General features: G+C 60.9%; 22 protein-coding genes. 9 read left to right on the plus strand and 13 right to left on the minus strand.

Features of this window, described 5'->3' with window-relative positions:
• Positions 1-117: 117 nt before the first annotated feature.
• Together EV560_RS05745 and EV560_RS05750 are read right to left on the minus strand one after the other, a co-directional pair.
• A complete protein-coding gene (locus tag EV560_RS05745) occupies positions 118-612 on the minus strand; it encodes a nuclear transport factor 2 family protein (RefSeq protein WP_131854789.1) in 495 nt (164 codons plus the stop codon).
• A gap of 16 nt (positions 613-628) precedes the next feature.
• On the minus strand, positions 629-823 hold the full coding sequence (locus EV560_RS05750) for a heme-binding protein (protein ID WP_248311916.1): 195 nt from the start codon (positions 821-823) through the stop codon (positions 629-631).
• 981 nt (positions 824-1,804) lie between these two features.
• Here EV560_RS05750 and EV560_RS36295 point away from each other — a divergent pair.
• Positions 1,805-2,218 carry a DUF3606 domain-containing protein gene (locus tag EV560_RS36295; RefSeq protein WP_131854790.1) on the plus strand — a complete coding sequence of 138 codons (414 nt, stop codon included), beginning with the start codon at positions 1,805-1,807 and terminating at the stop codon, positions 2,216-2,218.
• A gap of 30 nt (positions 2,219-2,248) precedes the next feature.
• Here the strand turns inward: EV560_RS36295 and ligD are convergent, their stop codons facing one another.
• The 5 genes from ligD to EV560_RS05780 form a co-directional block, all read right to left on the minus strand.
• On the minus strand, positions 2,249-3,307 hold the full coding sequence (ligD, locus tag EV560_RS05760; protein ID WP_131854791.1) for a non-homologous end-joining DNA ligase: 1,059 nt from the start codon (positions 3,305-3,307) through the stop codon (positions 2,249-2,251).
• A gap of 602 nt (positions 3,308-3,909) precedes the next feature.
• Positions 3,910-4,110: a hypothetical protein gene (locus EV560_RS05765; RefSeq protein ID WP_131854792.1), complete on the minus strand. Its 201-nt coding sequence runs from the start codon at positions 4,108-4,110 to the stop codon at positions 3,910-3,912.
• Positions 4,111-4,147: 37 nt separating this feature from the next.
• Positions 4,148-5,062, minus strand: a complete 915-nt coding sequence (locus EV560_RS05770; RefSeq protein WP_131854793.1) for a DUF6328 family protein — start codon at positions 5,060-5,062, stop codon at positions 4,148-4,150.
• Complete coding sequence (locus EV560_RS05775; RefSeq protein WP_131854794.1) at positions 5,046-5,612, minus strand: phosphatase PAP2 family protein; 567 nt, start codon at positions 5,610-5,612, stop codon at positions 5,046-5,048. Before EV560_RS05775 ends, EV560_RS05770 begins: the two co-directional genes overlap by 17 nt.
• A gap of 210 nt (positions 5,613-5,822) precedes the next feature.
• Positions 5,823-6,254 (minus strand): low affinity iron permease family protein, encoded by a 432-nt coding sequence (locus tag EV560_RS05780; RefSeq protein ID WP_131854795.1) that lies wholly within the window; start codon positions 6,252-6,254, stop codon positions 5,823-5,825.
• Between the two features lie 501 nt (positions 6,255-6,755).
• Here EV560_RS05780 and EV560_RS05785 point away from each other — a divergent pair.
• Positions 6,756-7,184 (plus strand): Ros/MucR family transcriptional regulator, encoded by a 429-nt coding sequence (locus tag EV560_RS05785; RefSeq protein WP_131854796.1) that lies wholly within the window; start codon positions 6,756-6,758, stop codon positions 7,182-7,184.
• Between the two features lie 1,177 nt (positions 7,185-8,361).
• Here EV560_RS05785 and EV560_RS05790 read toward each other — a convergent pair.
• The gene (locus EV560_RS05790) at positions 8,362-8,613 is read right to left on the minus strand and encodes a DUF768 domain-containing protein (RefSeq protein WP_131854797.1); all 252 of its coding nucleotides are present in this window, start codon (positions 8,611-8,613) and stop codon (positions 8,362-8,364) included.
• Positions 8,614-9,497: 884 nt separating this feature from the next.
• On the opposite strand from EV560_RS05790, the gene EV560_RS05795 reads away from it, so the two are divergent.
• From EV560_RS05795 to EV560_RS05805, 3 genes are all read left to right on the plus strand, one after another.
• Positions 9,498-9,878 (plus strand): hypothetical protein, encoded by a 381-nt coding sequence (locus EV560_RS05795; RefSeq protein ID WP_131854798.1) that lies wholly within the window; start codon positions 9,498-9,500, stop codon positions 9,876-9,878.
• 385 nt (positions 9,879-10,263) lie between these two features.
• Positions 10,264-10,503 carry a DUF2171 domain-containing protein gene (locus EV560_RS05800; RefSeq protein ID WP_165923345.1) on the plus strand — a complete coding sequence of 80 codons (240 nt, stop codon included), beginning with the start codon at positions 10,264-10,266 and terminating at the stop codon, positions 10,501-10,503.
• Between the two features lie 122 nt (positions 10,504-10,625).
• Complete coding sequence (locus tag EV560_RS05805; RefSeq protein ID WP_165923346.1) at positions 10,626-11,177, plus strand: dienelactone hydrolase family protein; 552 nt, start codon at positions 10,626-10,628, stop codon at positions 11,175-11,177.
• An 827-nt stretch (positions 11,178-12,004) separates the two neighbouring features.
• On the opposite strand, the gene EV560_RS05810 is transcribed toward EV560_RS05805, so the two are convergent.
• The 3 genes from EV560_RS05810 to EV560_RS05820 all read right to left on the minus strand — a co-directional run bounded on the left by EV560_RS05810 (position 12,005) and on the right by EV560_RS05820 (position 13,272).
• Positions 12,005-12,244, minus strand: a complete 240-nt coding sequence (locus EV560_RS05810; RefSeq protein ID WP_131854801.1) for a hypothetical protein — start codon at positions 12,242-12,244, stop codon at positions 12,005-12,007.
• A gap of 156 nt (positions 12,245-12,400) precedes the next feature.
• Complete coding sequence (locus EV560_RS05815; RefSeq protein ID WP_131854802.1) at positions 12,401-12,937, minus strand: general stress protein; 537 nt, start codon at positions 12,935-12,937, stop codon at positions 12,401-12,403.
• Between the two features lie 35 nt (positions 12,938-12,972).
• On the minus strand, positions 12,973-13,272 hold the full coding sequence (locus EV560_RS05820; RefSeq protein ID WP_131854803.1) for a PepSY domain-containing protein: 300 nt from the start codon (positions 13,270-13,272) through the stop codon (positions 12,973-12,975).
• A 729-nt stretch (positions 13,273-14,001) separates the two neighbouring features.
• Between EV560_RS05820 and EV560_RS05830 the strand changes: the two genes are divergently transcribed.
• From EV560_RS05830 to EV560_RS05840, 3 genes are all read left to right on the plus strand, one after another.
• On the plus strand, positions 14,002-14,184 hold the full coding sequence (locus tag EV560_RS05830) for a DUF3606 domain-containing protein (protein WP_131854804.1): 183 nt from the start codon (positions 14,002-14,004) through the stop codon (positions 14,182-14,184).
• 290 nt (positions 14,185-14,474) lie between these two features.
• Positions 14,475-15,647: a zinc-dependent alcohol dehydrogenase gene (locus EV560_RS05835; RefSeq protein ID WP_131854805.1), complete on the plus strand. Its 1,173-nt coding sequence runs from the start codon at positions 14,475-14,477 to the stop codon at positions 15,645-15,647.
• A 41-nt stretch (positions 15,648-15,688) separates the two neighbouring features.
• Entirely contained in the window at positions 15,689-16,450 is a 762-nt protein-coding gene (locus EV560_RS05840; RefSeq protein WP_131854806.1) for an SDR family NAD(P)-dependent oxidoreductase, read from the plus strand.
• Between the two features lie 183 nt (positions 16,451-16,633).
• On the opposite strand, the gene EV560_RS05845 is transcribed toward EV560_RS05840, so the two are convergent.
• Positions 16,634-16,921 (minus strand): hypothetical protein, encoded by a 288-nt coding sequence (locus EV560_RS05845; RefSeq protein ID WP_131854807.1) that lies wholly within the window; start codon positions 16,919-16,921, stop codon positions 16,634-16,636.
• A 102-nt stretch (positions 16,922-17,023) separates the two neighbouring features.
• On the opposite strand from EV560_RS05845, the gene ku (EV560_RS05850) reads away from it, so the two are divergent.
• Positions 17,024-17,863 (plus strand): non-homologous end joining protein Ku, encoded by an 840-nt coding sequence (gene ku, locus EV560_RS05850; RefSeq protein ID WP_131854808.1) that lies wholly within the window; start codon positions 17,024-17,026, stop codon positions 17,861-17,863.
• Here ku (EV560_RS05850) and ku (EV560_RS05855) read toward each other — a convergent pair whose 3' ends face one another.
• The gene (ku, locus tag EV560_RS05855) at positions 17,864-18,652 is read right to left on the minus strand and encodes a non-homologous end joining protein Ku (protein ID WP_131854809.1); all 789 of its coding nucleotides are present in this window, start codon (positions 18,650-18,652) and stop codon (positions 17,864-17,866) included.
• Positions 18,653-18,714 lie beyond the last annotated feature (62 nt).

Consider the following 18,714-nt stretch of genomic DNA (forward strand, 5'->3'; position numbering starts at 1 on the left):
TCAGATCGTGCCCCTAACGCCAAAGCTCAGTTCTGATAGGACGTCAGCTTTCGGGCAGATTTCGGATTTCTGCAATTGGCGCGGCACCGACGCGTGCCGCGCCATTGCGGATCGGGGTTATTCAAGTGTAATCCGCGTCCAAAGATCGTCAAAAGCGATCGCATCGAAAAAGGCATGCGCTTCGACGATCTGCCCGTTCTGCATGCGCAGGATCCACGCGTAGGTGTTCACGTATGGCTTGCCGTCGCTTGCCACGCCCTCGGCGTCGAAATGCGCCACAACCGTATCGCCCTCAGCGTAAAGCCGGTGAACGCTTGGAACGAGGCGAGCCTTCATCCTTGCGTTGAAGGGCCGAATGACCTCGCCCAGGAACGCTTCCTTCGAAGGATAAAGCTTGGCTGCGCGCGAGTTCCCGGTGATGGTCCAGCGGACATTGGGGGCAAGGAGCTCGTACGGGCTTCCCGTTCCGTCCGCCCAGGCCTGCAGTCCGTTTCTTACCGCCGTACGATTGCGCTCGGCTTCGCTTGTGTTGACGGCGCGAGCGCCTTCGCCGGCACCGAGCATTGCGCCAATCAAAACGGTAGCGGCGGCGATTTTCTTCAGCGTTGTCATTGCCAGGATTCCTTTCTCAGTGCTCGGCCACGAGCGCGGCGACCGCCGCCTCGGCCAATTGTTGATCTTGGGAAACCGCGCCGCCCGAGACGCCAATCGCCCCGAGCAATCGGCCGTCTTGATCACGGACGGGGATGCCTCCCGCGAAGACGATCAGGCCGCCATTGGTGCGATCGAACCCCGGAGACGTGCCGCCGCAGTGCAGGAGCAAAGAGCGACTCGGGAACCGGAGTGAGAGATGGTCGTTCGTTAATACGAGGAGAATGAGATGGACGAAAAACGCGAGGGCCCGACGCTCACGCCCGAGGTCTATTCCACCCCACGACGTCCAGGTCAGCCTGGTGAGGAGCGCCAGACGCGCGCGGGTCCCAACCCGCGCTCAGCTCACCCGACAGGTCCGCACGCGCCCTACGATCCCCAGGATCCGGAAGGCCTCTCCGCGGAGAAGCACTATTCGGAGGCCGTGGTAACAGGGAGTAGCGAGGCAGATCGGCCAAGTCCGAGCGGCACCATCAATTGTCGATCTCAAGAATCCCGATCAGGGCGGGCCCGCCGGCGGATAGGGTCAACCCGTTGCCGATCCTGAGAAGGAAGCTCTAAAGGCAGCCGCTAGACGTTTACTTCCGGAGTGTGTCGGCGAGAAGGAAGCCGACCTCAGAAATGAGGTCGGTCAATGCCTTCTCACCATTTCTCAGGCCAGCCCGCCGCGCGAGGTCGCGCCCGCCGAGCACGGCGAAGAAACCGTTACGTCCACGAACATGCCGGGAGTGGTACCAGCCTGGCGGAGCCGTAGCTGCTCATAATCCTTCGTCGACAGCACGCTTAATCGACGCCACGACCCTATCCCGATCCCCGGGTGAATAGCCGCAAAGGCGCGGCGCTGGTGGAACGCGGACCGTCCGCTTGGCGTTCAGGAGAGAACTCGCCAGATCGGGAGCGTTGTTATGCCGGAGCGACCGCCACCGCCCAGAAAGGCCGCGAAAGGCGCCGTGGTAATCGTTGCCGTCGTCGGAGCAATGATCGTCGCGATATTCATCGGCTTCAACCTCCACCATGCCGGCACCACGCGCGAACTGCGGTCCGGTCACGTCGATCCAAAAGACGCACCAAAGACCCCGACTGATCTCCAGGCGCCTCAAAAACCGGAGCGGCGCGCTAACTAGATATGATCGGACTGATCACGAGGTACCCTATGCCTGCCCATTCGAGACTCTCAGGCGACAAGCTCTCTGGGTGGAATTCGGTCGCAACGATCGAGTGCGAATTGGACTGCCAACGCGTCACCGAACACATTGCCGAACTGTCGGGATGTCTAGAAGGCACTGATGAAGAGCAAAAGCTCGCCATCCTCGTTGAGAGCTTCGAGCGGTGGGAGCATCAACGATGGCCGCATCTCGACGCGCAGCACGGGGAGGCTATCGTGCCTGACGATCTGGCCGACCGCGGCGCCCAAGACCGAGCCCTGATCAATATCAGCGAGCCCCACGAAGTCCGCTACTGGACTCAGAAATGGTCCATAACAGAGGAGAAGCTCAAACGTGCGGTAGCCCGCGCCGGGACCAGCACCGACGCTGTGGCAAGGCATCTTGGGGAGTCGCGGGAATAGTCCTGCTTACGAGGACTGCAGGGGGTCGCCTCAAGCCACCCGGAAAATTGCACCCATTTCGGCCTTGTCGCGGAAGCCTTTGTAGGAAGCGTGTCTCAGTTTGTGGTCATCGGTCCAGCCGCGGAATTCGATCTCGGCCGCAAGTACCGGCTTTACCCAGACCACGCGCTTGCGGCCTCTGATCTTGACCGCCGGCGTGGTCGTCGTGAGGCGATCTAGCCGTCGACGCAAGTCAGTCCCGGTCGCGACGGAGAAGCCTGTGCCGACGTCGCCCGCATAAACCCAGCCGTAGCTGCTGTCACCAGCGAGAAGCAGGCTGCCGATCCCGCCCAGCGCTACAGAGGATGGCTCATAGCCGACGATCAGGAAAGTCTCGGACTGGATGCACTTGGCTTTGATCCATTCTCCGCCACGGCCTGAGCGATAGCGCGAATCCCGCCGCTTGCCGATGACGCCTTCAAGGCCCATGGCGCAGGCTTGTCGCAGCAGCGCGGCGCCGGGCGCGTCGATCTCCTCGCTGATGCGGATGCCGGGTGGGGCGCCCTCGTGCGCTTGGACCAGCATCTCACGTCGCTCCTCGAGCGATAGACCGCGCAGATCGTGGCCGTTGAAGTATAGCAGGTCGAAGGCAAAAAGGATTGCCTCCTCGGCATGGCGCTTGCCACCACGGCCACCGAGCGCCTTCTGGAGAGCCGCGAAGTTCGACGCCCCCTTCTGATCCAGGACGACCGCTTCGCCATCAATGATCGCGGTTTGGACGTCCAACTCAGCCGCGGCAGCGGCGATGGTCGGGAAGCGGTGCGTCCAATCGTGCCCCCCGCGCGTCAAGATACGGACCTTGCGGGCGGGCTCGATATGAATGGCGAGACGATAGCCGTCCCATTTCACCTCGAAAAGCCAATCATCTCCTTCGGGCGGCTTGCCGACGAGGAGCGCGAGGCAGGGCTCGACACGCTCGGGCATCGGATCCTCGAAGAAGCCGGGCTGGCGTAGATCCGCTGCCGGCACAACTGCACCGCTGTGAATGGTGGCGCCAACAGGGCTAGACCTCAGCACGCGACTAGTCCGGCTCGCCGGCGCTTTGACCATGACCACAACTCCACAACGGATGAGCCGGCAACGAAGAACAACACAAATCGTTCCGGCTGCGGGCACGGCCGAGTGCGCACGTTAACTAGGGTAAGGTACTTTGGCTCCGGGTCGGCGGTAGGCCGGCGGAATGACGCCGCGCGAACGCGCTTCGCCGGGGCGGATGACGAAGCTCCTTCAGCTCTCTCTCTGCGGCGATCAAGCACTTACGCCCGATGCGAGTTCTTGCGGGCTGACCGCTAGCACCGCAATCGCCCGTCACCTTATCCTAGTCACTCGAAATTGTCGCGGATTTCGGCGACGCCGGCGCTTCCGTGGTCAATCCCTTGGGATTGATCGCCCAGCGCCCGCCTCCCCTGCCCGCTTTGATCGCGGCGCTGCTGAGCGGGCATCCAGGATTGCTAGTACGAAGTCCCTGGCCTCTCGGATCGCAAGAGTGGCTGTGAAGATGGGCACCCAGGCCGGTATCCGCTCTTCGTCGTGGCACCAACGCAGAACGCGTTGTCGGCGTACACCGGTAAGTCGTGCCCAATCCTCGACGCCCAGATCCAAGGCGGCCAGCCTTTCGCGGAATTGCTGCGACGACATGCGCGCGACCACCCTCACCTCCGCAGAGGTTCGCGGCGCTGGACGATCCGGCTCGAAAGCTGATGCAGCACGAAAGAGAATACGGCGAGCGCCAAAGGTGCGGTAAGAAGCCGCGATATCAGCAGGCTCAAGGGGATCGCGACGACGCGGGGATATTGGCCTCTCGCGATTTGCTGCGCGATGATCATGCCCGCAATATGAACCAGCGCTGCCATGTCTCGTCCCACCTCCATGGTCTAACCGCGACGATCACTAGTCGGTTCCGCGCGTTCCGACTGGCGCGGTTCGCCTGCGCATGAGCCAGGGCCAAGCGTGCCAAAACCCCAGGAGCGACGCCGCGGTTACGACTGCGAAGGCGCCGGGGAACGCATCGTCACCCGCAATCTGGGTAGCGACGAGATAAGCGTCCGCGGAAATGCCGAGAGCAAGGAACGCCGTCGCAAGCAGGATCAGTCTGCTCGAAAGCGTGTGGAAGGCCGGATCGTCGCGGCCGCCATACGCAATCCGGTGGTACGCCGCCGGGGCAATCAGGAGAGCCGTAGCGATGGCGATGAGCGCCAGCCCCAGGCCGTGAATCATTTTCAGGCTCGATGGCAGCTCGGCGAAGGTCTGCGTGAGAACGATCGCGAGCTGAAATCCGAGCAGCGCCTGCGCGCCGGGCAGCACCACCCTGGCCTCGGTCAAGGCGTAGTCGATTTTCGCTTCCATGGGCGTCTTCTCGTGCGATGTTGGCATCTCCTCCCTCCTATCCCGAGCAAGACAAGGCCCCAGCCAGAGCGCAGCACATGCTGCGCAGCCAATGGCGGCCGCCAGCGTTCCAACGGCAGCGCCGGCGATCCGGGAACCGGCAAGGCCGAGGTCAATCCCCATCGCCACCGCGAAAAGCGCGAGCGTCGCGATGGCGATCCTGTCGATGAGGAGCAGGAGCTCCCGGCTCGCCTCGCCCGCGAGCGCGATCCGGTGGTAGGAACTCGGCGTGATCAAGAGGCCTACGACGCCCAAGATGATCGCGAGAACGACAAGTTCGAGCGTCTTTTCGAGCGACGATAGTCCAGAGAACGCGTTCTGGAAGGGTGCCTGGAACTGGAAGCCAAGCAGGACCTGGGCTCCCAGCATCAGCATGCGCGACTCGTCCAGCGCGGTCTTGGTCTTATTGACGAGGGACATCAGATCTCGCCTCGGTGAGCGAATTGAGCAGGCATTCCACTCCCGCCCCGAGAGCCGCCCCTGCCAGCACGTCGCTCGCCCAATGGGCAAGCAGCGCAATCCTGGTCAGGCTGATCAGCGCGCCACCGGTCCAAACCCAGCCTGCGCGCTCCGGCCAGGCGCGCGAAATCGCTGCAGCCAACGCGCCCATGTGAACAGCATGGCCTGACGGGAACGAGTCTAGCGCTTTCCCGGATTTCGGGACGCCATGACGCTTGCGACCGAGTTCGAGACGATCTGGCCGTTCCTGCGCAAGGACGTTCTTCAACGCGTGCGGTAGGGCCGAAGTGACTAGAGCCGAAAGAAGTATGTGGCTGGCGGCCCTGCGTCGGTGGCGCGACTGCGGACGCGTCAGCAGCCACGCTCCCACGGACAGGCCAAGCACGAGCCGCTCATCAGCGAGAAGCGTCGCAAGCCTTAACGGGCGCTCCCATTCAGGCGCGGCACGCCGGGCGATTGCCCGCGCGATTGCCGTGTCAAATTCGAAAATCGGAACGCGCCAGCGCCGCATGTCCAAACAGGTCCTGGTCAGCAAACGCTGAACTTCTCAGGACAGATTTTGTTCGCCAACTCAACTTTTCGAAGCTGTCCCATCGTAAGCGCAACGTCGACCACGCTCGGAGGTTTGTATGTCGGCGGCGGCACCGGCTTCAGCTATGTCAGCGGCAAGGGGCTGGGGGCGGCCGCTTCTCCAGGGACGGCTGGCCTCAATCACGAAGCATCAGGCGGTCCCAGGGGCTCTACTTTCATCGGCTTCACGACGTGCCTTCGATGCCCGCTTGCAGAAATCTCGCCGAATTACGACGAGATCTTCCTCATCGAGTTCCTCTAGGTCGAGGAGTTCCTCACGCGCCCCCTCCAACCGAACAATAAGTTCGTCGAGCTTGATCTGCATCGCCGCGGTGTCGCGGTTCTGGCTGTTCTGGATGATGAACACCATCAGAAAGGTGATGATGGTCGTGGATGTATTGATCACGAGCTGCCAAGTGTCGTTGAAGCCAAAAATCGGGCCCGAGAGGGCCCACACCACGATGAGGCCGACCGCGACAAAAAATGTGATTGGCTTCCCCGTCCAACTGGAAACCGCTTGGGCAAGCCGGGTGAACAGGGAGGCCTTGTTGTCTTTGTGGATGATGTGATCGTAGCCCGACATTGTCTGCACCTCGAACCTGACTTTCTACGTGAGTTTGAACTGCGCCATTCTCAGCGAGTTCCGTTCGGCAAACTCCACGCATGAATGAACGGCTAGGAAGTGGTTCGATGCGAGGGCAAAGGAGCCACGCTATTCCCCGCTCTATCCGAGGAAGAATGGACCAACCGCTATAACGCTGACGAGCACACGTCTGATTGTGTGCGCTTGCGAGGGAAAGTCGCTTACATCGAGAATAGTGTGCTCGCCGCTAGCTGCGCATATCGGATTGAGCGACTGAAATCTCGCAGTTGGCCAGCACTCGTTATCCGCCGGCCGGACCCGCACAAGATTGCATCTCTACCAAACAGGAATTAATTTTGGCTGCTCAATCGCAAGCATACGCGTAGATTATCGGACGCCAGATTGATTCGCTTAAAGTCGTGCTTCGCCGAGCCGGCGGCGGGACCCTCGACTTCGTTCGATCCAGTCGCCTGCGGAGCTCGATATCCCAAGGAGGGGTTAGTGTCTGTTAACACCACCGATCTGGTCAACCGGTCGGCCGATATCGTCACCGCATATGTGGGGAGCAACAATGTTCCTGCGTCGGAGCTTGCCGGGCTTATCGCCAATGTCTATTCGGCGTTGCGCTCCTTGGGGACAGTGACCTTGACGCCTATTGCCCAGGAGCTTGTGCCGGCAGTCCCCGTCAAGAAGTCGATTACGGCAGATTTCATCATCTGCTTGGAAGATGGCATGAAGTTTAAGTCTTTGAAACGCCACCTGCGAACGTCCTACGACATGACCCCGGTGCAATACCGAGAAAAGTGGAATCTTCCGCCAGATTATCCGATGGTCGCTCCAAACTACGCTGAAGCTCGCTCCAACCTGGCGAAAGCAATGCAGCTGGGACAGAAGCGCCGCAAGACGGCTCGAAAGGCCAAGGCAGCGTAGGCTGGCGGGAATGGAGCGTGCGCCGACACGGCGCACCTCGGATCCCGTCATGCCGCTATCCGCCATCACCGACACTGCCAAAACTGAAACGGCTGGTCGAAGCATTCGACGTAAAGGCCGCTATGGTTGCGGCTGGGCCGGCGGTCGGTCTTGCTTAACGCTTTGAGCGTGTTAGCGTTTCCTGCGTCGAACCGAAGCTTGTTAAGGGGCCGGCCCCATGCACCGACGTCACACACGTCCGGCCAGAAATCCGGGAAAGCTGGCGCTCTCGGTAGTGGCGTTTGTCGGCTTCATGATCGGCAATCTTCGTTGGGGTTCAACCTGTACCACGTCGATACGGTGCGCGAGCAGCAGTCGGGCCAGGTCGATAGGCGGAACGCACCAAAGAGCCCAACCCGACTTGCAGGTTCCACGTTTGACAGATCAGTAGCCAAAAAGCCTGCCACAATGGCTTATGCATGCCCCGATGGACTGAAAATTCGGTTATGCGCCCACCGGCGACCTCACCAACCAACCGATGGCGTCCTTCGCCAGGCGAAAAGATCAGTCAATCGACGAGCTGGACAACGAAACGAGCAAGGGAGACGGAGGCGGCGTTTCCGAGGTTGCTGAGCTTTGGTAAGGGTATCGGAGATCGGTGATACGCTGCCAGCAGCTTTGCCTGAGTCATCGGCAGGGCTACCGATTGGAAGGTGGACGCGGTTTCCTTGTCGCGGCGGTCAAATAGTCGTCCGATGCCTCGACCGCAGCCTCGACGATCGGCCGGACAAAGGCTCGCAGATCGCGGCGCCATTCCTCCGATGATTTCTCCCAGGTGAATTGCCGCCTTTCGCGAGCGCTCTCGTGAAACGCCTTCGCTCCCGCCTCGATTGCGAGGTCAATGCGAGTGTCCGCCATCGAAGCACTCCCTCATTTGCGCGAGACAGAGCCTAGCCCGAGACGCCTTCACTGCGAACGTAGTTTGAAATTTGCTAACCACAATAGGCTGCATTTTACTGAATTCGGAACGTCTAGAAGATCCGGGGATTGTGCCCTCATCATCGGGAGGCACGATCCATGCTCCAAAGCACCTATGTCGATGCTTGGCTCTGGCTAGCGATCTACTGGCTGGTGGCCCTAACAGCACTCCTTGCAAAAACTCTCGCGTCAAGCCCGATCCAATAGTCGATCGCGCCGCTCACTCCGCATCGTCAATCTGGCGGCGAAGCTCGTAATCTGCCGCGCCTTGAATAGCTTCCGCCATCCTCGCTGGAAGGTCTGGAAACTCCTCAAGAATCTCACTCTCGGATATTCCCGACCGCCGAGCATCGTCGATGGCATGTCGGGCAAACACATCAAAACGCGCGTCCACCCCGTCCTCGAGAAACTCCTCGGTCGATATGTTTTCCGCGATCCACGACTCGATGAAAGCGAGACCCCGCTCTGACATTTGATTGCTCCCTGCCGCGACGTTCTGGAATAACAACTTGCTTTCGTGGCGCGAGTTGCCCAGTGACGCTTTAAGAGCATTGCCGCGGCCGCCATTGTCATGCCGGCGGGTTTGGCGCGAGCATCAGAAATCGTGTCGGGAAATCGAACGCACAGTACGGTTCCGCGCGTTCATCGCGAGCGGCGGGCATTTTGTGGGTTGAGAGCCTCGAAATCCAATATGCCGGCCGTGAGGTTGACCGTGCTGCCGCCTCTTTCAAACAGGCGCTTCACCATCCCAGCGCTCGCAACTGTTGAGACCGCGCCTTTGCCGGTCGAGCTTTCCAAGGCGCGGTGAAACGCGCGCTCGAAATCCTGTCGTTCGTGAACGAGCTTCGGCGCGCTGAGAAACGGTTGCCGATACCGCAAGGGCCGCAACCGGGCGGCATCGCAGGCGAAATCGATGAGCTCATCCGCGGACAGGAAAGCACTCGCGACCCTTGATTGAGGTTGAGGAACGCGGCGGAACCTAATTCCCGAAGCAGCGTAGTTGCAGCGCAGGAGAGCGGGGATGCGTTGCAGCGGAAGCTTCGAATGTCAGCACTGCGGCTCGCCGGCTGTATCGCTGCCGAAGCCCTTGAACCCCATTGGGCTGGTGAGATGCGCCGGGTGTCGAGCGCAGCTGGCAACGTGGCAGAATTATAAAGCCACTATCTCTGCCGCTCTCGCGAGGAGCGGCATGCTGCTAAGTGCAGATCCGATCCAATTGCCGGCTTCTGCGGAAAACAGACCCTTGGCCGTGACGATCTCGCTCGAACCAGCACCGCGGTCAAAATCACGCTTCGATAGCCCGCCAACCGATTACTCAGGTTCCAATACGGACGTCCTGGAGAAGCGGAGGTCCGTTTGAAGCACTTCATCGCCACGTTTGATATAGAAGCGGCACCTGGAGACCCTAGCAAAAAATTCCTCGAGGCTGCTTGCGCGCGGGGATGGACCAACACCGTCACGGTCGGTGAGCGGTCAGAGCCGTTGCCTTCCGCGACGCTCATTGGGGATTTTCGCGACCTCGATGATGCGTATCACTCATTCGAGGCGGCTATCGCCGATGCAACCGAGGCAATATCGCCCGCCAAGCTGAACGTTGAGCGCCGGTACATCGTCGAACGAGCATCGGGCGGTCGCCTGCTGGCGAGAAAAACGCAATGGGTGAGAACAAACATCGCTCGGTTGAACAAGCTCCTTCGCCCTAAGGTGCGACCGGCCAACGCTCAAATCTCGGAATAGTGTTGAGAGCGAGCGCGCCCCGGCTACCTCCGATAGTGTCAGCATCAGCTAGACCAGAAAGCGCCTGTCCACGGACGGAAATTGCCTTGCAGTTTCGTTGACTGGAAGAGCTTGGCGGCCACCGGCCCGGCTGATTTGCGGAGCCCGTTACGCTCGTCGATTTGCCAACAAGTTTGCCGAAGCACGCGCAGGAGAAAGCGCAGCACCTAAGGGAAGCATCTCTTCGGATTGCCTCTTTTAGCTGGAGCACGGCGCGCAGCAGTTTGAAATGCACAAGGCAACGACGTCGGGGTCGCCGATGGGATCCATGGTGATGGCCGCGTTCGGAACCTCCTGGGTTGGCTCCCGTTGCCCGGAGCGGAAGCACTCACCATGGAGCCGGTTCATGATGTTCGTTGAGCAGATCAAGGAAGGCCAGCAAGTCACCGGCGCGGATGGCGGCCTCGTCGGGACCATCGACGGGCTGAGCGGGCAGCTCCTCAAGCTGAAAAAGAACGACACTGACTCTGGGGGCGCACACCACTATCTCGACCTCGGATTGGTCGTGGCGGTCGAGAGTAGTAACGTCAAACTGATTGTGTCGGCCGCGGAAGCCAAACAGCGGTGGTCCGAGGCTGCGGAGTGAGTGGTATCGACCGAAGATTATTCCTCGCCGCGGTCGGAAGTTCAGCAGCCCCAAGCGCGACGAGCGCGCGAGCGAGCGTAACGGTTGACCGGTTCGGCCCGGCGCAGGGAGCGCCATCGACTGTGATCCTGCTGCACGGCTCGGATGGCCTCACCAACGCAGCTCGTTATCGGCTCGCGGCTCAGATGATTGCGGATGCCGGCCACGCCGTCCTGCTCCCTCGGTATTTCGAGGCAACGGGTGATACTCGCGCGCGTTATGGCGACATTCGTTTGAAATTTCCGCTGTGGCGGGAGGCGGTTGAGATAGTTCTCGGAGATCCAGCGTTTGGGGCGCAGCACGGCCGCGTCGGCATCGTTGGCTTCTCGCTAGGTGGAGCCTTGGCGCTCGCGCTTGCGGCCCGTTCGCCGCGGATCCACGCTGTGGTCAACTTTTTCGGCTTCGAGCCGGCCGGGCTCCGCGATGGGCGACCGCTGCCGCCGACACTGATCCTGCACGGGGGCGCGGACCGGGTCGTCCCCGTCGCCAACGCGGCGGCGATCGAGCGTCACATCAAAGCGCAAGGCGGTACGGTCGAAAGCCATATCTATCCCGGCGAGGGTCACGGGCTTTCACTCGCATCGCTGCCGGATGCTATCGCGCGTGCACGAGGTTTCCTGCAGCGACATCTTTAGTCCATCCGTCCCCAATTCTGGCGCGGCGATCCCCCGACCCGAATGGGGTCGGAGCATCGCTGCGCCGATGGGAAGGATTCAAGGCAGCGCAGCGGACAACGACCGAGCCTAATGGAAAACGCGGCGGGTCCAATGTGCGACGGCCCCTGGGTAGCAATGAGAGAAGACGGACCAACACTCCGAGCAACCGAGCCGGAACAGTCGGTAAATCTAATCGTTTCGAAAATTGAGGGACCGATTCTCGGAGTGGACAGTGTTTACGATCCAGACGGACGAAGCCTATGAGGCCGCATTGAAGCGGGCCGAGGAGTTGCGAACGCAGTCGATTCTGGATGGCGCGGAGGCTGCCGAATTGGTCGCGCTGCTAGCGGCCGTGGAGGAATGGGAAGAAACATCAGCGCTTCGGAAGGCGCCGCCCGGCAGCTTTGTAGCTCGCCGACGCCGCAGAGGCTGCCGTGGGCCATCTTACTCAGCCCCGCTTCGCTTACACCATCATCACTGTTCATGGTCGGTGACTGATGAAGATGGCCTCGGCGGCAGTTTATAAATGAAGCTGTTGTGGTTTCCGTCTCGACTCTATCGAACGGCGAAGAATTGCAGTGGCGATCAGCGTAACAGCACAACAACGATTACGCTTATCGCCGCTGTCAACATGGCGATCGACCAAGCTTGGCCGATTGCGGAGTGAGCACGAAGCCTCCGAGATTCGACGGCCGACATTCTGTCCCTCCATAAGCGGCTGTCGCGGCAGGCCCAGCCGGACGTTCGCGGATCGGGCCGCCGCCTCCTGACTCTGCACCTCACCAGTGCTGCACAGCAGATTTCGACTACGTCCCTAATGCACCGGCTTGTCGGGAACGCTGCCGGAACTGTTGCAGCGCATTCTGAGTGAGGTCGTCCTCATCCAAGGCAAGCGGTGCACAGGCCGCGACAATGTAGGCAAGTCTCTGGCGTTCTTCCTGACGTAGCGCTTCAGGGATCATGTCGACTACCTGGTTCCAGGCGGCTTCCATAGCTGCGTAGGCGCGAGCCAAGTCGGATGGATCGTGCAACGATGAAAAGGGCATGGTCTCCTCACGTTGCTAAGCTAACGTGAGGAAAATCTAGGACGCTGGCGATCCCCTTCAAGAGGCCTCACCGCAATGGAAAAGGCCGTACCCAACCGGGAGTGCGTCGGCGGATCGGCCCCAGGAATCCCAGGGGCCGGTGATGCTGCGCCCAGGTTAAACGACCGGCGGCCGATAGGGGCCCGCGTTCTCATCGAACCTACTCCAACCACCCGCACGGTAATCCGCTTCGCGGCTCGCGCGGTCGATCGGGCTCGCGCCATCGAGGATCGCTTCCACGGTGGCTTCATGCTCGGGCTCGGTGCGCACCGAGACGACCGAACCGCCACGGCGCACCGTCTCCGCGTAATATTCCGCCTCGTCCCTGTCGTGACCTTCCTTCACAAACGAGCCGACCAGGCCTCCCGCCGCCGCACCGGCAACGGCGCCCGCCGCTGTCGAAGCAAGCCACCCCGCCGCTACTACGGGGCCAATGCCCGGGATGGCCAGCATGCCGAGACCGGCCAGCAACCCGGCGGCCCCCCCGACCCCTGCCCCGATGCCGGCTCCCTCCGCGGCGTTAGTCTCATTGGAATCGCCGTTGCGACCAACGAGGCTGACATCGCTGCTTGAGACGCCGGCTGCTTCCAATTGCTCGACGACTGAGCGCGCGGTTTCATAATTGTCGTAGGAACGGGTGATGGTACGGGTCATTTTCGTCTCCAGGTTAGCGTTGCGAGCGGCACAGCTCAGTTGCGGGTGATGTTGCCGCGGTAGTCGACCGAGACGTTGACCTGAGCGCCGGAGTGCGTAGCCGTGCCCTTCCAGACGCCGTTATCGTCCTTCTGCAAGGCGCCGACATTCGAATAGCCGTTGGATTCGAGGCGGCTCTTTGCCTGGCCTTCGGTAAAACTGTTGGCTCCCGGGAGCGGCGCATTCTTGTCAGCCTCGGCGTTCGGTGCGGGTGTGGGGGCCGTGGTCGACGTCTGAGCCAGAGCGCTTAGCGATGTGGCGGAGGCGATCAGGGTCGCGATGAGAAACGTCTTCATGATTGTCTCCTGAGAAGTGGACGGCGCGTGCCGCGATGCACAATCAAACGGCATCTTCCCCTGGAAGGTTCCCCAGTCCCGCTATAGGTCTCGTCTTGCCTCTCTCTCCAGATATGGGCGGACTTGGACCCAGCCACCCGGCCGTGGGCAACTGACGGAATCGTCGGTGGCGACGCCTGCGGATTTACGGCTCCGCCCTCGCAAGCATAGAGGGGAAAGCAGTCCTCTGAGATTGGCAAATCGGCGCCAAGAGAGCGTCGGATCATAACGCGCTCAGTATTATCCCGCGACGTAGTGCACCACGATCCAAGCGATGCCAACGAGTATGAGGCCGCCAATAAGCACCGCGAGGACAGGCCGCCCAAGAAATCCTTGTCGACCTTCCACGGGCGTTTCGAGAGCGGGATTTGCGCTCGAGTGATCGTCCGCGAGTAAGGGCGTCATCGGCTGCCCTCCCGCTAGCTCGCTTTGCAGATCCGCGCGCTCCGCGGTCCTTTTCTTCTGCATTTCAAATTCATTACTCATGACCTTCTCCCCGCTGGCGCTATAAACAGTCAGACGGGTTGGCCCAGCCTTTGTTCCTGGTAAGTCCGGAAATCCTCGGCCCGACAGCACGGGATTCACGATGTGGCAATACGCTGGGTGACCTTCCAAGTATTCCCAGTGGCTGCCCTCGTGGAACATTCGCCGGACATCACGCTTCTTCGGTCTCAATAATCGGAGGCGACAATGCCGGATGATCTTACAAACCGCGGTGGGCGGGACCGCTCCCGCATCAATGTAAATGAACCGCACGAGGTGAAGTACTGGTCTCAAAAGTGGTCAGTGAGCGCGGAGCAGCTAAAGGCGGCAGTAAGTAAAGTCGGCTCCAGTACGGCTGCGGTCGCCAAAGAACTCGGGAAGCCGCTTTAGCCCACAAATTACAGAATGTCGCAGTGGACTTTTTTGGAGGTCCTCTGCGACCTTTCTGGCCAAGACCAGTCTGCTTCGGCAAAGCCGAACGCGCCTAGACATCCTAGCAGCTTGACCCCTCGAGGAATAACCCGCGGGAAATGGGTATGCGGCCCTCGGCTGGCCCCCCTTTTTCAAAAATTTGGCAGGGAGGCTTGTTCGGCAACCAATTGAGTTTTCGCCATTTCCTGCGGAACGGGAGAAGGGACGACGCGTTGGCAGCAACGGGGGGTCAAGAGGACGACCCGAACATGAAAGCACTCTGCTGGCACGGCAAAGGCGACATCCGCTGCGAGACCGTTCCTGACCCGCAAATCCAAGACGCCGGCGACGTGGTGATCAAGGTGACCGCTTGCGCGATCTGCGGTTCCGATTTGCACGTTTACGATGGTTATACGCCTGCAATGAAGGCCGGCGACGTTCTGGGTCACGAGACAATGGGGGAGGTTGTTGAGGTCGGCCGGGGAGTTCAGCAGCTCAAAGTCGGCGACCGGGTGGTCGTCCCCTTCAACATTGCCTGCGGCGACTGCTTCTTCTGCCGCAAGCAATTGTTCTCTCTCTGCGACCGCTCCAACCCAAATGCGGATCAGGCCAGAAAGGCGATGGGCCAGTCGCCCTCGGGCCTCTTCGGCTACTCTCACATGCTTGGGGGATTCCCAGGAGGCCAAGCGGAATATTTGCGCGTGCCCTATGCGGATGTCGGCCCGATCAAGGTTCCCGACGGCATTTCCGACGAACAGGTGCTCTTCCTCTCCGACATCTTCCCAACCGGATACATGGCTGCGGAGAACGCCCAGATTGAAGAAGGCGATACGGTCGCCGTCTGGGGCTGTGGTCCTGTAGGGCAATTTGCGATTCAGTCCGCCTGGATGTTCGGAGCAGGCCGGGTAATCGCGATCGATAACGTTCAAGAGCGGCTCGCGCTGGCGGCCACCAAGGGTCGAGCTGAGATCGTCAACTTCGATGACGGCCCTGTTTACGACAGGCTGATGGAGATGACCGCTGGGCGCGGCCCGGATCGTTGCATTGATGCCGTCGGCGCCGAGGCGCATGGAAGCGGAGCATTCGACGCCGTTGTCGACAAGATCAAGGCTGCGGCCTATCTCGCGACTGATCGTCCGCATGCGCTCCGAGAGGCGATCATGTGCTGCCGAAAGGGCGGCACCATCTCGATGCCCGGCGTCTATTTCGGCCTTCTCGACAAGATCCCCATGGGCGCCTTTATGAACAAGGGCCTGACGCTCAAGACGGGTCAGACGCACACCCATCAGTATCTCGCGCCGCTGCTCGAGAAGATTACCTCCGGCGAGATCGACCCCTCCTTCGTCATCACCCACCGGGCAGGGCTCGAGGATGGACCGGGTCTCTACCAGACATTCCGCGACAAGGAGGACGGCTGCATCAAGGTCGTTCTAACCCCGTGAAGGAACACCACATGGCTTAAGGATTTGGAAAGCTCGCCGTTATCACCGGTGCATCAAGTGGAATCGGCTTAGAGTTAGCGCGGCTCGCCGCGGCGGATAGATATGACCTCATCATTGCGGCCGATGAAACGGACATCCATGAGGCAGCCGAGAACCTGCGAGCCGCCGGAGCAAAGGTTGTTTCGGTCGTCGCCGACCTCAGCGATGAGGAGGGCGTTGGAGAATTGAATGCCGAAATCGCCAAAGCTGGGCGGCCGGTTGATTTGCTCTTCGCCAATGCCGGGCGCGGGCTCGGACACGGTTTCCTCGACCAGGACGACGCGGAGTGGTTGCGTGTCATCGACACGAATATCGTTGGCACGCTGCTGTTGCTCAAGAAGATTGGGCGGCAGATGCGGGACCGCGGCGAAGGGCGGATCCTGATCACCGGTTCGATCGCTGGTTTCATGCCAGGGACGTTCCAGGCGATCTATAACGGAACCAAGGCCTTCATCGATTCCTTTTCCTTCGCCCTGCGCGAGGAGCTCAGGGACACCGGCGTCACGGTTACGTGCCTCATGCCAGGAGCAACCGAAACCCGCTTTTTCGAGCGCGCCGGTCTCTTGGACACGAAGATCGGGCAGGATGAGAAAGACGACCCCAAGGACGTGGCCAAGGCGGGTTACGAGGCACTGATGGCTGGCGAAGGCGATGTCGTAAGCGGGTGGAAGAACAAGATCCAGTCTTCCCTTGCCAATGTCACACCCGCGGAAACTCTCGCCAAGCAGCACCGGAAGATGGCGGAGCCGGGTTCGGCCGGCTGATGCTAGGGTTCCCACGACAACGACCAACGCGATATGTGGCACTACTAGGCCTTCATATCGCCCCGCGAACGGCGCGCGCGGCCGGCTTTTCCGGGCGCGCAGAATGTCAGGCAGCTTTGCGGTTGATGCCGCTGGCCGCCAGCCGTCACCTTCTTGTCGGTTGCAGCTACTGTCCCAGCCTGGTTACTGCAGTGGCAGGCCGGCCGATGGCTCGTCGATAGCCTCGCGGTAGGCCGCGTCCACGAAAAGTCGAAGGCTCTTTCGGACGGCCGTCGTTAGCTCGATATCCACTCCGGCTTCAGTTTTCCCACGCACAACAAGGCGAGCAATTTCTCGTTTGAAGGCCTCATGCAGCGCGGGGACCTGTTCAGAATCGGATGGCGTTGCTCTCGTGTGAACAAAGGCAGCTACGAGCAGCCGGCGCAGACCCGCATTCAGAGCCTTGGCAATGACGACATCTTCGTGGGCCATCGAGTCGGCTCCTCCCGGACACGCGATTGGATGGGAACCATCGCCATCACCGGCTAGTTCCTCGCTCGCGTTGATTTCAAGGACGTAACCCAGGGGAATCGCATGGCTCCGCGTGCTGTCTGGAAAGGCGTTCTCAAGATCGCCGAGGTCACCTGTCCGGTGTCGCTTTACACGGCGGCCTCGACGTCCGAGCGGATCTCGTTCCACACGCTGAACCGCAAGACCGGAAACCGCGTCCACCGCCAATTCATCGACGAGGTCTCGGGCAAGCCGGTGGAGACTGAGGATCAGGTGAAAGGGTACGACAAGGGCGATGGCGACTACGTCATGCTTGAGCCCGAAGAGATTGCGGCCGCCATCCCCGAAAGCGACAAGACCCTCACCGTCGAGACGTTTCTGCCCTGCGACGAGATCGATGATATTTTCTTCGACAAACCATATTACGTTTCGCCCAGCACCGCTGTCGCGTCAGAGGCCTTTGCGCTGATCCGGGAGGGGATGAAGGGCCGAAAATCGGCCGCGCTCGCCCGAACAGTGATCTTCCGCCGGATGCGGTCAATCCTGATCAGGCCTCACGGCGACGGCCTCCTCGCTACGACATTGAACTTTGATTACGAAGTTCGCTCGGCAGAGGACGCGTTCAGCGACGTGCCCGCCATCAAGATCGACGACGAGATGCTCGAACTGGCCGAGCACATCATCAAGACCAAAGCCGGCGAGTTCGATCCCAAGGAGTTCGACGACCGCTATGAAAGCGCGCTGGCCGAGCTCGTTCAGGCGAAGGTCGAAGGGCGGAAGATCAAGCCGCAGAAGCGGCCCGAGCCCACCAAGGTCGTCAGCCTTCTCGACGCGTTGCGGGAGAGCGCAAAGGCAGGCGATGGCAAGAAGTCGGCGAAGGCGCCCGCCTCTGCGAAGCAGGCTCTGCGCAGGAAGGCGAGCTGATCACTTCCGCCGGGGCTCGAGGCTCTTCTTGAGCGCATCCATGATGTTGACGACGTTACCCTCGGTGGGCTGACGCGCTGCCGCCTTGGCGGGCTTGCGCCCCTTCTGCTTCGCCTTGATGATCGCGAGCAACTCGTCCTGGACAGGATCCTTCGCAAGCTCAGGCGACCAGTCCTTCGTCCGGGTCGTAATGAGCTTGTCCATCAGCGGACGAAGGTCGGCTTCGGGCTCCGCCTTGTCGATCCCCGCGAAGTAGTCCTTCTCCGGCCGGACCTCGTCGCCATACCGCAAAGTCCAGAGAATGATGCCATTATCGCGGGCATCCAACAGCACGGCGCGTTCGCGGCGGTAGAGTACGACGCGGGAGATGCCGACCGTCTTGGTCCGTTTCATCGCCTCGCGGATTACGGAAAACGCCTCCTCCCCGACTTTGGCGTCGGGCACGAGGTAATGGGGGGTATCGTACCAGATCCACCCGACGGACGAGCGTGGAGCGAAGGTCTCGATGTCGATCGTCCGAGTGCTTTCCAGGGCAACAGCATCGAGTTCGTCATCCTCCAGGACGACGTATTCGTCGTCGCCCTTCGGATAGCCTTTGACCTCATCGTCGTCAGCGACCGGCTTACCGGTAACCGCATCGACGAAGCGACTCTGGATGCGGTTTCCCGTCTTGCGGTTGAGCGTATGGAAGCGGACTTTCTCGCTGTCGGAATGCGCCGGCATCATCGCCACGGGACAGGTCACGAGCGACAGCTTCAGGTAGCCCTTCCAGAAGGTCCGCGGCGCCATGGTCACATCTCCCAATCGTCCCGGAGAACGCCCCGCCACGTACGATCGTTCCTTATCGAGCG

It is taken from the genome of Allobosea sp. BK604 (assembly GCF_004341515.1).
Classification (GTDB): domain Bacteria; phylum Pseudomonadota; class Alphaproteobacteria; order Rhizobiales; family Beijerinckiaceae; genus Allobosea.

Bases quoted from the DNA above. Each gene is read 5' to 3' on its own strand.
- EV560_RS05745 (WP_131854789.1), bottom strand. From the start codon at position 612: ATGACAACGCTGAAGAAAATCGCCGCCGCTACCGTTTTGATTGGCGCA.
- EV560_RS36295 (WP_131854790.1), top strand. From the start codon at position 1,805: ATGCCTGCCCATTCGAGACTCTCAGGCGACAAGCTCTCTGGGTGGAAT.
- ligD (WP_131854791.1), bottom strand. From the start codon at position 3,307: ATGGTCAAAGCGCCGGCGAGCCGGACTAGTCGCGTGCTGAGGTCTAGC.
- EV560_RS05765 (WP_131854792.1), bottom strand. From the start codon at position 4,110: ATGGCAGCGCTGGTTCATATTGCGGGCATGATCATCGCGCAGCAAATC.
- EV560_RS05770 (WP_131854793.1), bottom strand. From the start codon at position 5,062: ATGTCCCTCGTCAATAAGACCAAGACCGCGCTGGACGAGTCGCGCATG.
- EV560_RS05775 (WP_131854794.1), bottom strand. From the start codon at position 5,612: ATGCGGCGCTGGCGCGTTCCGATTTTCGAATTTGACACGGCAATCGCG.
- EV560_RS05780 (WP_131854795.1), bottom strand. From the start codon at position 6,254: ATGTCGGGCTACGATCACATCATCCACAAAGACAACAAGGCCTCCCTG.
- EV560_RS05790 (WP_131854797.1), bottom strand. From the start codon at position 8,613: ATGTCAGAGCGGGGTCTCGCTTTCATCGAGTCGTGGATCGCGGAAAAC.
- EV560_RS05800 (WP_165923345.1), top strand. From the start codon at position 10,264: ATGATGTTCGTTGAGCAGATCAAGGAAGGCCAGCAAGTCACCGGCGCG.
- EV560_RS05810 (WP_131854801.1), bottom strand. From the start codon at position 12,244: ATGCCCTTTTCATCGTTGCACGATCCATCCGACTTGGCTCGCGCCTAC.
- EV560_RS05815 (WP_131854802.1), bottom strand. From the start codon at position 12,937: ATGACCCGTACCATCACCCGTTCCTACGACAATTATGAAACCGCGCGC.
- EV560_RS05820 (WP_131854803.1), bottom strand. From the start codon at position 13,272: ATGAAGACGTTTCTCATCGCGACCCTGATCGCCTCCGCCACATCGCTA.
- EV560_RS05830 (WP_131854804.1), top strand. From the start codon at position 14,002: ATGCCGGATGATCTTACAAACCGCGGTGGGCGGGACCGCTCCCGCATC.
- EV560_RS05835 (WP_131854805.1), top strand. From the start codon at position 14,475: ATGAAAGCACTCTGCTGGCACGGCAAAGGCGACATCCGCTGCGAGACC.
- EV560_RS05845 (WP_131854807.1), bottom strand. From the start codon at position 16,921: ATGGCCCACGAAGATGTCGTCATTGCCAAGGCTCTGAATGCGGGTCTG.
- ku (WP_131854808.1), top strand. From the start codon at position 17,024: ATGGCTCCGCGTGCTGTCTGGAAAGGCGTTCTCAAGATCGCCGAGGTC.
- ku (WP_131854809.1), bottom strand. From the start codon at position 18,652: ATGGCGCCGCGGACCTTCTGGAAGGGCTACCTGAAGCTGTCGCTCGTG.